This window comes from Streptomyces sp. NPDC059828, assembly GCF_042731955.1.
Taxonomy (GTDB): Bacteria; Actinomycetota; Actinomycetes; order Streptomycetales; family Streptomycetaceae; genus Streptomyces.
This window is the reverse complement of sequence record NZ_JBHWIW010000014.1, coordinates 37,382-49,819: the sequence shown is the minus strand read 5'-3', so window position 1 is coordinate 49,819 and position 12,438 is coordinate 37,382. Positions and strand designations below refer to the sequence as shown.

Here is a 12,438-nt window from a genome sequence, read left to right as displayed (position 1 = left end):
CTTTACGGCCTGTTGGGGAGCAGGAGAGAAGGCGGGCATGCCGAAATGGGGCGGCGAGTAAGGGAACTCGCGACCCAAGACCGCCAAGGAATTGAGCGAGGAAAGGTGTAGGGGAGAGCGCAAGGGGAAGAGGTGGGGGATTCCGGCGGCGCGGCCAGCCATCTTTTCGCGTTGGCGGTGGACTGTCAACAACGCCGACGGAGATCATCTGACGGTTCATCAGTCAACGGTGTCCGGTGTGTGGTCACCGGCTGGGGAAATCCGCCACACCCTTCTCGTATCTAGGCCGGACTCTCCTTGTTGGCCTTGAGTTTGCGCCAAACGGCACTCAGTGTCTCCAGATCCTCCTGGTCCAGGAGGTCGGTGAAGACCGCAGCCAGACTCGCCCGCCGCGTCTCGTCCGCTTCCGCGAACAGTCGGTGGCCCTCGGGTGTGAGTGCCACCTCGATGGAGCGTGCGTCCCGGGCTGACGGGGTGCGCGTGACCAGCCCCCGGGCCTGGAGGGCGTCGATGACGCGGGACACCTGGCTGCGGCTGAGCATCGTGCTGTTGCCGAGCACCGACGCGGGCACCGGGTCCGGACTTGAGGCCAGCCACAGCATTACCTCGAACCAGGAGACGGGGAGGTCGTGGGCCTTGCTGAGGGCGCGGTCGACGCGCTCCGTGAGTACGGTGCCGGCCCAGACCAGACCGTAGAAGGCGTGGTCGGCGACGGGCATCTCGGCCTGCGTGAGCTTCCTTTTCGGCATAGCCTGAGTCTACGGGTTGCGTGTGTGCACACATAATGGTTATGGTGTGTGTACACGCACAGATTTGCATCGCAGTGTTTCCCGCTTTGCCATCGAAAGGCCCCGCCATGTCCTCAGAGTCCGTTCAGTCCGCCCCCGTCGTCCTGATCACCGGCACCTCGTCCGGTATCGGCCTCGCCGCCGCCGTCGCCGCGGCGCAGGCCGGCTGGCGCACCGTGGCGACCCTGCGCGACACCGGCCGCACCGACGCGCTGCGCAAGGCCGCCGCCGACGCGGGGGTGGAGCTCGACATCCGGCAGCTCGACGTCACCGACCCCGCGTCCGTCACCGCCGCGATCGACGGAGTGGTGGCCGACTACGGCCGGCTCGACGCCCTGGTCAACAACGCCGGAGCCGGACACCTCGGCACGCTCGAGAACGAGACCGTGGACGATGTCCGGCAGGTCATGGAGGTCAACTTCTTCGGAGTGCTCACCGCCTCCAGGGCCGCCCTGCCCCATCTGCGGGCCTCCGGTGGCCGGCTGATCACCGTCACCAGTGTCGGCGGCATCATCGGCCAGCCGTTCAACGAGGCCTACTGCGCCGCCAAGTTCGCCGTCGAGGGCTACATGGAGAGCCTGGCCCCGGTGCTGGCCAGTCTCGACGTGAAGGTGTCCGTCATCGAACCGGGCGCCGTGGCCACCGAGTTCGTCAACAACCTCGGCGTCGACCTCGAGGGCGTGGTCGCCGACGCCGGTGTGTACGCCCCCGCACTCCAGGCGTACATCACCCGCACCACCTCGCAGTTCCTCAACGGTGCGCAGACCCCGGCCCAGGTCGCCGAGTCCGTCATGGAGGCGCTCACCGCCGACAGCCCCGCGTTCCGCATCCAGACCTCCGACTGGGCCCGCGGCTTCACCGGCACCAAGATCGCCGACCTGGACGGTTCCGCGGTACTCGGACTCACCGGCGCCTGGATCGCCTGACCGTTCCCGCGCTGCTCGACCCCCGGGCCGGCCGCCCCACAGGACCTGTGCCAGGTCCTACGTGGGCGCCGGCCCGGCGTCCGTCGTCAGCGAGCCCGTACGGCCGCCCGCCCATGCTCCCAGCGCGGTGGCGAGCTGGGCACGGGACCGGACATCCAACTTCTGGTAGATACGTGTCAGCCGCGCCTCGACCGTCTTCACGCTCAGATACAGCCGGGCCGCCGCCTCCTGGTTGCTGGCGCCCTGGCCCACCATCTGCGCCAGGCGCAGCTCCGCCTCCGTCAGCGACGACAGCGCTCCACCGCGGGCGGCCGGAGCCGGTTCGGGGGCACCGGCCGGAGTCTCCTTCGCGAGCGCCAGCCAGGACGCCGCGCCCGCCCGCTCGAAGACGGCTGCCGCGGTGTGCAGCGCGTGCTGCGCGGCCGAACGCCGCCGCCTGCGGCGCTCCACCCGGGCGAGCGCCACCAGCGCCCGGCCCTGCTCGAGCGGCAGACCGGCCGACGCGAAGCACTCGGCCGTGCGGGTCAACAGCGCGGCGGCCTCGTCCGTCTTCCCGCCCGCGGCCAGCAGCAGCCCTTCGGCGCGATCGCATCCCAGCAGCACCGACCAGCGGCCGAGGCGCTCGGCGACCGGGCGCACTTCGGCGAGCAGCGCGGCTGCCTCGTCGAGGGAGTCGCTCGCCACCAGCGCCTCCGCCAGCTCCTCGTGCCAGCGGAGCATCGAGGGGTCGACGGCGGCCTGCGCCCGCTCGCCGGACTGCACCCGGCGCAGTGTCTCCAGGGCGTTGGCGACGTCCCCCATGACGAGCTGGACGCGGCCGAGTGCGTACAGGCTCCGCGAGAGGAAGACGTTGTCGCCTTCCTCTTCGGACGCCTGCGCACTGCGACGCGCGTAGCTCGCCGCGCGGGCGAAGCTGCCGCCCGCGGTCTCGGCGAGCGCCAGCGCATACCAGGCCGGCCCGGGGGACAGCCCGGCCTCCAGGGTCAGTGCGAGCGACCGCCCGGCGTGCGCGAGCGCGGCCGTGCACTGGCCCTGCCTGGCCTCGACCTCCGCGAGCGTACGGAACAGCTCGATCGCGTCCTCGACCGAGCCGCGCCGCTCGACCAGCGGCAGCAGTGTGTTCAGCCCGTCGCGTGCGTCCATGAGCCGGTCGTCGAACAGGGCATGGCGGATGGTGAGAATCTGCGCGGCGTTGCGGATGCCGAGTGGGCGATCGGCCATCTCCAGCTCCCTGGCCTCCTGGAGCACGCGTTCCTCTTCCAGGGAACCGAGGACACGTTCCATCCGGGCCTGGACGGTCAGCGCCTTCGCCGCCGTCATCCGGTCACCGACCGAAGCGGCGAGCGCCGCCGAGTCGATCGCGGCGGCCCGGGAGCGCACCGGATCGCCGTCGGCCAGCACGTACTTCACCGAGAGGCGCAGTTGCACGGCGGCCCTCAGCGCGGTGTCACTCTCCGAGTCCTCCATCGCATGGGCGTAGATCTCGTCCAGCCCCGTCAGCCCCTGGCCCGCCGTGTCCAGCACCGCGAGCCGGGCCCGTACCCGGTCGGCGGGGGAGGCGTCACGTGCCAGCAGGTCCGTGGCGGCGCGCATCGCCAGATCGGCGCGGGCCGCCCGGGCGGCCTCCTCCGCGGCGTCCACGAGGCGGGCGATGCGCTGCGGGCCGTTCCGGCCGGGCGTGGACTCGGCTGCGAGCAGGGCGAGCTCGGCGGCCAGGGCGTTGTTGCCGCGCCGCCGTGCGCTGTCCGCCGCCGCCGCGACCTCTGCGGCCAGCTCCTCGTCGGGGATGTCGGTGGCCAGGGCCCGGTGCCTGACCTCCTCGACGGGGTCGTCGACGACCCGGGCCAGCGCCGCGTGCCCCTCGCTGCGGTCGGTCCAGCAGGCGTCGTGCACCAGGGTCGAGGGAAGGATGCCGGCCCGGAAGGCCACCGTTCCGTCCTCGGTGAGCAGGACGAGACCGGCCCGTTCCGCGGCCGCCAGATCGGCCTCGGCCGTGGGGCGTCCGGCGCGGCGGATCAGGGACGCGGTGGGACGCAGGGCCAGTGCCGCCAGGAGCAAAGTGCCCCTGACCGCGGGTGAGACCAGCCCCAGCAGCTGCCGGGACAGATCGCGGGCACGTCCCGAGAGCGACAGTGCCTCCGCGTGGTGCACGGGCGTCCGCGCGTCCGCGAGCGAGCGGCCGACGGCGAGCGCGAGCCGGGGATTGCCACCGCTGGCCTTGTGGATCCGCCCGGCCATCCGGGACGGCAGCCTGTGGTGGATGAGGAGCTCGGCGATGTCGTCGGCGTGCAGCGGAGGCACCAGCAGCACATCGGCCTCCGACGGTACCCAGAGCTGCTCGGGCCCGGTGGCGCCGGCGTCGGGGTCGTGCGCCTCCGGGGTCTCGATCGCGATCACCCGCAGCGCCGGCGGGGCCAGATGGAGGGCGAAGCGCAGCAGATCGGCACTGTCGGGGTCGATCCGCTGTACGCCGTCCACCACGAGCAGCACCGGACGGTGCCCCGCGAGGGTGCGCAGTATCTGGGCGAGTGCCAGCCGCAGGGCGATGGGGTCCCAGCCGCCCTCGGGCACGGGCGCTTCACGGCACAGCATGGCGACGGCGTCGCGCTGGGGACCGGGCAGCCCGTCACGAACGTCGTACGAGCCGGCACGGGCACTGCCGGGCGCTGAGAGGACGGAAGGCGCGGCGGGCGCACCGGCGGACGGTGCGTCGCCGGGGCGGGTCATGTCCGCGGCGCCGCGGACCGGGCCGTCGGCACCGGCGGGCGCCTCGGCGCCGTGCGGTCCGAGCTGCCCCGCAGGGGACAGGGTCGCGGACACGGAGGCGACGAGCGCGGCCGCCGTCGCACCGGGGATGGAGCGATCACCGGGGAGGGTGGCGAGCCACAGCACGGTCTCGCCGCGCGACTGGGCACGGGCGGAGATGGCAAGGGCGACCTCGGTCTTACCGACTCCCGCCGACCCCGTGAGCAGGGCGCGCCCGCGCGCGTGGAGCACCCTTTCGAGGCGTTCGATGACCTCTGCCCGGCCGACGGGAGCAGTGCGTTTCTGGATCGACGTCACGCACCCACCACCCCCTTCCGGCCCGCGAGTCCCCTGCCCGTGTGTGCATGCGTGCAGTGAGGATACGAAGTCCATCGTCCCAGTCCATGCCTGGTGTCCGGCATGCGGACAGGACCTTACCCGGAAAGCGGCCGGGCGCGCCCGCGGCTTTCGCCTGCGAACGCGCCCCTGACCAGTGAAAACAGGCTTCTGTCAGCCGTCTCAGAAGGTGAGACCCCAGCTGTCGATGTAGCCCGTGTCACCTGATGCCACATCGCGCACCTGGAGCTTCCAGGTGCCGTTGGCGACCTCGCTGGACGCGTCGACCGTGTACGTCGCGAGGACGTTGTCGGCGCTGTCGGAGCCCGAGGTGGTCTTCAGGCTGCGCACGGTGCCGTCGGGGGCGATCAGGTCGATCGCCAGGTCGCCGCGCCAGGTGTGCTTGATGTCCACCGCGACCTTGAGGGCGGAGGGCGCGTTGCCGGTGCGGCCGGTGACGCTGATCGACGACGACACGGTGGCGTTGTCGCTGATCGTCACGTTCGTGCTGTTGGTGAAGGTCGCGCCGGAACCGGTGTCGGTGCCGAGCACGGCGTTCACGGTCTTGGCCGCGTCGGCGATACCGGTGCCGCAGCCACCGGAGCAGGTGCCGGGGAGCGTGCGGGCGTTCCCCTTGATCGCGGTCTCGATCTCGGCCGGGGTCAGCGAGGACTTCGCGGACTTCAGCAGTGCCGCGAGGCCGGCGATGTGCGGTGCGGCCATCGAGGTGCCCTGGTAGGGCTCGTAGTTCTCGGACGACTGAGTCGTGTCACCGGAGTTCAGCGTGGAGAGAATGCCGTTCTCGGGGGTGGTGACGGTGCCGGGCGTGTCGGTCCCGCGGCGGGTCTCGCCACCGGGCGCCGAGACGTCGACGGTGGTGCCGTAGTTGGAGTAGAAGGAGCGGTTGCCCTCCCGGCTGGTGGACGCCACGGTGATGACGTTGGGGCAGTTCGCCGGGGTGGATCCGGACGCGTTGGAGTTCTCGTTGCCCGCCGCGACCACGACCGTGGTGCCACGCGAGACGGCGGCATTGATCGCGTTCTTGTAGACGCTGGGGCAGGTGGAGCTGGAGCCGCCGAGGCTGAGGTTGATCACCTTCGCGGGGGTCGGGTTGGCGGTGACACCCGGGACACTGCCACCGGAGGCCCAGGTGATCGCGTCGGCGATGTCGGCGGACGAGCCACCGCACTTGCCGAGCACACGCACGGGCTGGATCTTCGCGTTGTACGCGATACCCGCGATGCCCTTGTTGTTGCTGGTGGCCGCGGCGATGGTGCCCGCGACATGCGTGCCGTGCCAGGAGGAGTCACTGGCCTCCGAGCCGAGGCCGCACTCGCCGTCGGTGGCGTTCCAGTCGCCCTCGTCCTTGGGGTTGCTGTCACGTCCGCTGCCGTCACGGGCGTCGGCCGAGTCGGAGATGAAGTCGTAACCCGAGACGACGTTGGCGGCCAGGTCCGAGTGGGTGGCGTAGCCGGTGTCGATGACCGCGACGGTGACGCCGCTGCCGGTGGCCTTGTCCCAGGCGGTCGGCACGTTCATGCCGCCGGTGGCCTCGAAGAGGTCCCACTGGGCGGTGTACTGCGTGTCGTTGGGCGCGATCGCCATCGGGTACGCGCGGATGTCCGGCTCGACGGACGCGACCGAGGGGTCGGCGCGGAAGGCGGCCATGACGTCGCTGAGGTCCTGCTTGGAGGCCGCGCCGCCCAGGTCGACGAGCGCGGCGCCGCCCGCGAGGCGGCGCTCGAAGGCCAGCTTCTCACCGGTCTCGGTGGCCTTGGCGGCCGCGTCGCTCTTGGCTGCGGTGTTCGAACTGGCCTCGGTGGACTGCGTCTTGTAGGTCACGATGACCTTCTCGACCGGCGCGCTCGGCAGCTTGGGGATCGACTGCGCGGCCGGTGCGGGCTTCGGCGAGGAGTCCGCCGGGGCGGCGGCGAACGCCACGGCGGAGGTGGCGGCGACACCGACGATGGTGGCGGTCGCGGCCACGACGGATATGAGTCTCCGTCCGGAACCGTTCAAGGTGTTCCCTTTCAAGGAGCTGGGGATCGCAGACGGGCGGCGCGGAACCGCGGTTCGCTGTGGGGGTGCGACCCGCGGTTCCCGGGCTCCATCGCCCGTGCGCCGCCGCCTGCATGACGGCCCCTGGTCAAGAGCCGCCGCCGGACGAAACACCGTGTTCACATGCGTTTACATGCACCTGACATCACCAGTCAGGGACGCGGAATCGCCGGTGCGGCAGACAGTAGGGAACGGCGAGATGAACTCGATACGGGGAAAACCCTTGCCTCACAGAGGGCTCCCGGCAGGGACCGCCGGAGGTCCCAGGCGCGCCGCCGTGCGCGAGCCCTTCGCCGCTGGAGCTGCCGACTCCCGGGGAAGCCGGGAAACTGGAAGCCGGTCGATCACTCCGTTTCCGGAGGTCACGATGGATGTCCTGGTGCTGATTGGACGCATCAGGCCGCCGTGGTCCTCGCATCGGTCGGATACGCGGCAAGCCTGCTGCTCCAGGAACGACTGCTGGCGCTGACCCCGGACGAGCTGAGTGGCCACGCCCTCGGCCTCCAGACCTCCGGCATGCTCGCCATGCAGGGCGTCGCGGCCGCCCTCGCGGGCGGTGTCGCCCAGTACACCTCGCCCGCCACGGCGATGGCCCTGATGTCCGCCGCCTCGGTCGCGGTCACCCTGGCCCTGGCACCCGGACTGCGCCGCCCCGTGGGCACCGCCGCCGCTTCCGTCGCGTTCGACGACGAGGTCAGCGACCGCGATTCCCGCGATCCGGTGAGCTGAGCCGGGCCGCCCGTATCGTCAGATAGTGCCGCTCCGGCAGGCTCGGAGTACGACTCGCGGCGGCCCGGTACTGCGCTGCGGCGGCCTCCCGGTCACCGGCCATGTCGAGCAGGTGCGCCCGCACCACGGACAGCCGGTGATGGTCTCTCAGCACCGGCTCCGCCGCCAGGCCGTCCAGCAACCGCAGCCCCGCGTCGGGGCCGTGCACCATCGCGACGGCGACGGCCCGGTTGAGCGCGTACAGCGGATTGGGGGAGAGCTGCTCCAGCACTCCGTACAGCGCCAGGATCTGCGGCCAGTCCGTCTCCTCGACGCTCTTCGCCTCGTCGTGCACGGCCGCCACGGCGGCCTGCACCTGATACGGACCCAGCCTGCCGCGCGGCAGCACCTCGGTGATCAGCGCGATGCCCTCGGCGACGGCAGCGGCATCCCACAGCGTGCGGTCCTGATCCGCCAGCGGGATCAGTTCACCGCCCGGACCGGTCCGTGCCGCGCTGCGGGCATGTGTGAGCAGCATCAGCGCCAGCAGCCCGGCCACCTCGCTGTCGTCGCTCTCACCGGGCAGCATCCGCCGCAGCGCACGGGTCAGCCGGATCGCCTCCAGGGACAGCTCTACCCGCTGGAGGGTCTCGCCCGCCCCGGACGCGTACCCCTCGGTGAACATGAGATACAGAACATGCAGCACGGAGTCGAGCCGCCGCTGCCAGTCGTCCCGGTCCGGCATCCGGAAACGCGCGCCGGACACCTTGATACGTTGCTTCGCCCTGCTGATCCGCTGCCCCATGGTGGCTTCCGGCACCATGAACGCGCGGGCGATCTCACCGGTGGTGAGCCCGCCCACCGACCGCAGGGTCAGCGCGATCGCCGCCGAAGGCGTCAGGGACGGGTGGCAGCAAAGGAACAGCAGGGCGAGGGTGTCATCCCGGCCCGAGTCCTGCTCCTCATCCGCCCCGGGCGCCGCCCACCGGTCGGCACTCTCCCGCCTACCGACCAGATCCTCGCGCCGCCGCCGGGCCTGTTCGCTGCGCACCTGCTCGGTCATCCGCCGACTCGCCACCTGGATCAGCCAGCCCCGCGGATTGCGCGGAACCCCCTCATCGACCCACTGTGCGGCAGCCGCGAGCAGAGCCTCCTGCACCGCGTCCTCCGCCGTGTCGAAGTCCCCGTACCGCCGAGTGAGCACACCGACGACCTGCGGCGCCAGCACGCGCAGCAGGTCCTCGGCGTCCCGGTCGCCCCGGTCGGCTCCGTTCAGTGCTTCACACGTCCTCGGTCGGCGCCGACAGCACCTGACGCACCTCGATCGGCATGTTCAGAGGCGCACCACCCGGCCCTGGGGCAGCCGAGATGTGCGCGGCGAGCTCCACCGCCCGCTCCGGTGTCTCGCAGTCGACGATCCAGTACCCCGCGAGGAACTCCTTGGTCTCCGGGAACGGCCCCTCGGTGACGACAGGCAGCCCGCCCTCAGCTCCGGCCCGGACGATCCTGGCCGCCTCCGGCATCGCCAGCCCCTGCCCGTCGACGAACTCACCGGCCTCGACCAGCTTCGTGTTGGTGTCGTGCATGAACCCGATATGCGCCTGGATCTCCTCCGGTGTCCAGGTGTCGATCCGCGGGAAGTCGACGTTCGTCTCGCTGAACTGCATCAGCAGCATGTACTTCATGGTTGGCTCCTCTGCCTTCCGTACATTCCGTATTCCGGCGCCTTCACGGCGCTGTCACGGGTAGGTAGAAGCACGCCCGGCGATTTCGACATCCGCGCCGGAAAATCCACCAAGATTTTTTGGCCGGGCTCGCACGGGCCCGCGTCTCCTGACCCGGGAGGCCGGCTCCACCGCGTCCCAGCGTGCCACGGCAACGAGGGGGGGCCGGGGAACACCGCGTGTCGGCCCCCGGCCCGGCCCGGCCGTCGGACGGCAGTCCGGCACCACCACATGCAGCGCCGCGCCGGGTCCAGCCGGAGCTCGCCGGACAGCAGGGCTGTCCCGTCATCCCCAGCGGGCGCACGACGCCGGCCGATCATTACGGGGCAGTCCTCAGGACCCCTGATGCCGAATGGTCTGAATGCGCGCGGTTGCGGTGGCCACAGCCACCGGCTTGCCGTCGGTGCCTATGAGCTCACCGGCCAGAAAGCACATGTCCCTACCGCGCTGCACGATCCGTCCCCGCCCCACGATCCGTCCGGGGCGGGCGGGACGGAGGAACTGGACATGCAGATCGACGGTCGGTGCGAATTGGTCCTCGGGCAACGTCGCCACCAGCGCCGGCCCCAGAGTGTCATCGAGCATCGCTGCCAGGAACCCGCCCTGGATCACACCGACGGGGTTCGTGAACTGATCACCCGCCTGAAACGCCACCTCGATGGTTCCCAGCTCCGGATTCACGTCGACCAGCTCCCAGCCGAGAAGCACCGCCGCGGGTGGCGGCGCCGTCCGCCCTGCCTGTACATCCCAGAACAGCCCTTGCCGTTGTGCAGGTATCTCCATGGTCCGCATTGAACAGGGCGCCACTGACAGCCCCGGGAGGATCCGGCGCCTGCGCCGCCCCACAGGGGCTTTGGACCGCCACCCACCACATCCCGGTGTGCCGGGAGCATGTGTCCGGCTCGCCCGGGCCCGTCGTGCCTGGTGTGCCGTCAGCGCCCCGGCATATCCTCCGCCCATGCGCGTCGCCCTGTTCGTCACCTGTCTCAACGACGCCGTATACCCCTCCACCGGAGTGGCCACGGTACGCCTGCTCGAGCGCCTCGGTGTCGGGGTCGATTTTCCGGCCGCGCAGACCTGCTGCGGACAGCCGCAGTTCAACACGGGCTACCGGGGCGAAGCAGAACGACTCGTGCGACGCACGGCCCGTGCGTTCGCGGGGTACGAGTATGTCGTCACCCCCTCCGGCTCGTGTGCCGCGATGGTGCGGCACCAGTATCCGCGGCTCGGTGGCGCGGAGGCCGCGTCGCTGGCCTCACGGACCTACGAGCTCACCGAGTTCCTGGTCGACGTCCTCGGAGTCGTCGACGTGGGTGCCAGCTTCCCGCACAAGGTCACGTATCACCCGTCCTGCCACGGGCTGCGGCTGCTTCGTCTGGGGCAACGGCCGCGGCGGCTGCTGGAAGCGGTCGCCGGGCTGGAACTCGTGGAGTTGCCGGGTGCCGAGGAATGCTGCGGGTTCGGCGGTACGTTCGCGGTCAAGAACGCCGATGTGTCCACGGCGATGGGCCGTGACAAGGCGCGCAGCGCGTTGGCGACCGGGGCCGGGGTGCTGTGTGGTGGTGACAACTCCTGCCTGATGCACCTCGACGGCATCCTGCGGCGCGCGGACGCGCCCGTGCGCGCCTTGCACATCGCCGAGATCCTCGCCGCGACGGAGGGGCAAGGGACGGGAGAAGGGAGGGATTCCGCATGAGCGGCACGTTTCTCGGGATGCCGTCATTCCCGTCGTTCCCCGACGCGGCACGCGCAGCCGTACACGACGAGACGCTGCGTGCCAATCTGCGGCACGCCACCCACACGATCCGTGACAAGCGCGCCAAGGCCGTGGCCGAGCTGGACGACTGGACGCTGTTGCGTGCGGCCGGGAAGCAGATCAAGGACCTGGCGCTGAGCCGGCTCGACGCGTATCTGGTCCAGCTGGAGGAGAACGTCACCGCGGCCGGCGGCACCGTGCACTGGGCGGCCGATGCCGCCGAGGCCAACCGGATCGTCGCAGAGCTGGTGAAGGCCACCGGCGAGCGGGAGGTCGTCAAGGTCAAGTCCATGGCCACACAGGAGATCGGGCTCAACGAGTTCCTCGCGTCCGAGGGCATCGCGGCCTACGAGACCGACCTCGCGGAGCTCATCGTGCAACTGGGGGACGACCGGCCGTCCCACATCCTCGTGCCCGCGATCCACAGGAACCGCAGCGAGATCCGCGAGATCTTCCGCAAGCGCATGGGGGACTGGGGCCGTCCGGCACCCGAAGGACTCGGCGACAGCCCCGCCGAGCTGGCGGAAGCGGCCAGGCTCCATCTGCGCGAGAAGTTCCTGCGGGCCAAGGTCGCCGTCTCCGGTGCCAACTTCATGGTCGCCGGGACCGGCACGCTCGTGGTGCTCGAATCCGAGGGCAACGGACGGATGTGCCTCACCCTCCCCGAGACACTGATCTCCGTCGTCGGGATCGAGAAGGTCGTGCCCACTTGGCGCGATCTGGAGGTCTTCCTCCAGACGCTGCCACGCTCGTCCACGGCCGAACGGATGAACCCGTACACGAGCATGTGGACCGGAGCGTCAGCCCGGGAGACCGCTGACGGCCCCTCCGCCTTCCACCTCGTACTCCTCGACAACGGCCGCACCCGGACGCTCGCCGACGAGACCGGCCGCCAGGCGCTGCGCTGCATCCGCTGCTCCGCCTGTCTGAACGAGTGCCCGGTGTACGAACGCGCCGGGGGCCATGCCTACGGCTCCGTCTACCCCGGCCCCATCGGCGCGATCCTCACCCCGCAACTACGCGGCACATCGAGTGAGATCGACGCCTCCCTGCCGTTCGCCTCGTCGCTGTGCGGGGCGTGTTACGACGTCTGCCCGGTGGCCATCGACATCCCCGAGGTACTGGTCCATCTGCGCGAGCGTGTGGTGGAACGGGGCGGTGGCCTCGGGCATCGCGTCGAGAAAGCCGCCTTCAAGGCGGCGGGCTGGCTGCTCGACCACCCTGCCGCCTTCGCCGCGAGCGAGCGGCTTGCCGCCAGGACTCGCCGCGTTCACCCGGCGCGTCCGCCCGGGGCCGGAGCCTGGACGGCGACCCGTGACCTGCCCGTACTGCCGGCGGAACCGTTCCGCGACTGGTGGCGCAGACACCGTGCGCAGGGCGGGGAGGACGAAGGGGGC

General features: G+C 70.9%; 8 protein-coding genes and 2 pseudogenes. 4 read left to right on the top strand and 6 right to left on the bottom strand.

Annotated elements, in window-relative coordinates:
* Positions 1-281 precede the first annotated feature (281 nt).
* A complete protein-coding gene (locus ACFV6V_RS11490) occupies positions 282-749 on the bottom strand; it encodes a MarR family winged helix-turn-helix transcriptional regulator (protein WP_385562495.1) in 468 nt (155 codons plus the stop codon).
* Between the two features lie 107 nt (positions 750-856).
* On the opposite strand from ACFV6V_RS11490, the gene ACFV6V_RS11485 reads away from it, so the two are divergent.
* The gene (locus ACFV6V_RS11485) at positions 857-1,714 is read left to right on the top strand and encodes an SDR family oxidoreductase (RefSeq protein WP_385562492.1); all 858 of its coding nucleotides are present in this window, start codon (positions 857-859) and stop codon (positions 1,712-1,714) included.
* Positions 1,715-1,771: 57 nt separating this feature from the next.
* On the opposite strand, the gene ACFV6V_RS11480 is transcribed toward ACFV6V_RS11485, so the two are convergent.
* Together ACFV6V_RS11480 and ACFV6V_RS11475 are read right to left on the bottom strand one after the other, a co-directional pair.
* Positions 1,772-4,777 (bottom strand): AAA family ATPase, encoded by a 3,006-nt coding sequence (locus tag ACFV6V_RS11480; protein WP_385562490.1) that lies wholly within the window; start codon positions 4,775-4,777, stop codon positions 1,772-1,774.
* 201 nt (positions 4,778-4,978) lie between these two features.
* Positions 4,979-6,781 carry a S8 family serine peptidase gene (locus ACFV6V_RS11475; RefSeq protein WP_385562487.1) on the bottom strand — a complete coding sequence of 601 codons (1,803 nt, stop codon included), beginning with the start codon at positions 6,779-6,781 and terminating at the stop codon, positions 4,979-4,981.
* Between the two features lie 471 nt (positions 6,782-7,252).
* Between ACFV6V_RS11475 and ACFV6V_RS11470 the strand changes: the two are divergent.
* A pseudogene (locus ACFV6V_RS11470) lies at positions 7,253-7,582 on the top strand (MFS transporter); the annotation flags it as partial.
* Here the strand turns inward: ACFV6V_RS11470 and ACFV6V_RS11465 are convergent.
* The 3 genes from ACFV6V_RS11465 to ACFV6V_RS11455 form a co-directional block, all read right to left on the bottom strand.
* On the bottom strand, positions 7,548-8,837 hold the full coding sequence (locus tag ACFV6V_RS11465) for an RNA polymerase sigma factor (protein WP_385562644.1): 1,290 nt from the start codon (positions 8,835-8,837) through the stop codon (positions 7,548-7,550). The pseudogene ACFV6V_RS11470 and the gene ACFV6V_RS11465 overlap by 35 nt on opposite strands.
* A 4-nt stretch (positions 8,838-8,841) precedes the next feature.
* Positions 8,842-9,246 carry a YciI family protein gene (locus tag ACFV6V_RS11460; protein ID WP_385562484.1) on the bottom strand — a complete coding sequence of 135 codons (405 nt, stop codon included), beginning with the start codon at positions 9,244-9,246 and terminating at the stop codon, positions 8,842-8,844.
* Between the two features lie 372 nt (positions 9,247-9,618).
* On the bottom strand, positions 9,619-10,077 hold the full coding sequence (locus ACFV6V_RS11455; protein ID WP_385562481.1) for a PaaI family thioesterase: 459 nt from the start codon (positions 10,075-10,077) through the stop codon (positions 9,619-9,621).
* A gap of 166 nt (positions 10,078-10,243) precedes the next feature.
* Between ACFV6V_RS11455 and ACFV6V_RS11450 the strand changes: the two genes are divergently transcribed.
* On the top strand, positions 10,244-10,981 hold the full coding sequence (locus ACFV6V_RS11450; protein ID WP_385562478.1) for a (Fe-S)-binding protein: 738 nt from the start codon (positions 10,244-10,246) through the stop codon (positions 10,979-10,981).
* Positions 10,978-12,429 (top strand): annotated as a pseudogene (locus ACFV6V_RS11445) (lactate utilization protein B); the annotation flags it as partial. The gene ACFV6V_RS11450 and the pseudogene ACFV6V_RS11445, both read left to right, overlap by 4 nt.
* Positions 12,430-12,438 lie beyond the last annotated feature (9 nt).

Coding starts and splice junctions, on each gene's coding strand:
- ACFV6V_RS11490 (WP_385562495.1), bottom strand. CDS start 749: ATGCCGAAAAGGAAGCTCACGCAGGCCGAGATGCCCGTCGCCGACCAC.
- ACFV6V_RS11460 (WP_385562484.1), bottom strand. CDS start 9,246: ATGAAGTACATGCTGCTGATGCAGTTCAGCGAGACGAACGTCGACTTC.
- ACFV6V_RS11455 (WP_385562481.1), bottom strand. CDS start 10,077: ATGCGGACCATGGAGATACCTGCACAACGGCAAGGGCTGTTCTGGGAT.
- ACFV6V_RS11450 (WP_385562478.1), top strand. CDS start 10,244: ATGCGCGTCGCCCTGTTCGTCACCTGTCTCAACGACGCCGTATACCCC.
- ACFV6V_RS11485 (WP_385562492.1), top strand. CDS start 857: ATGTCCTCAGAGTCCGTTCAGTCCGCCCCCGTCGTCCTGATCACCGGC.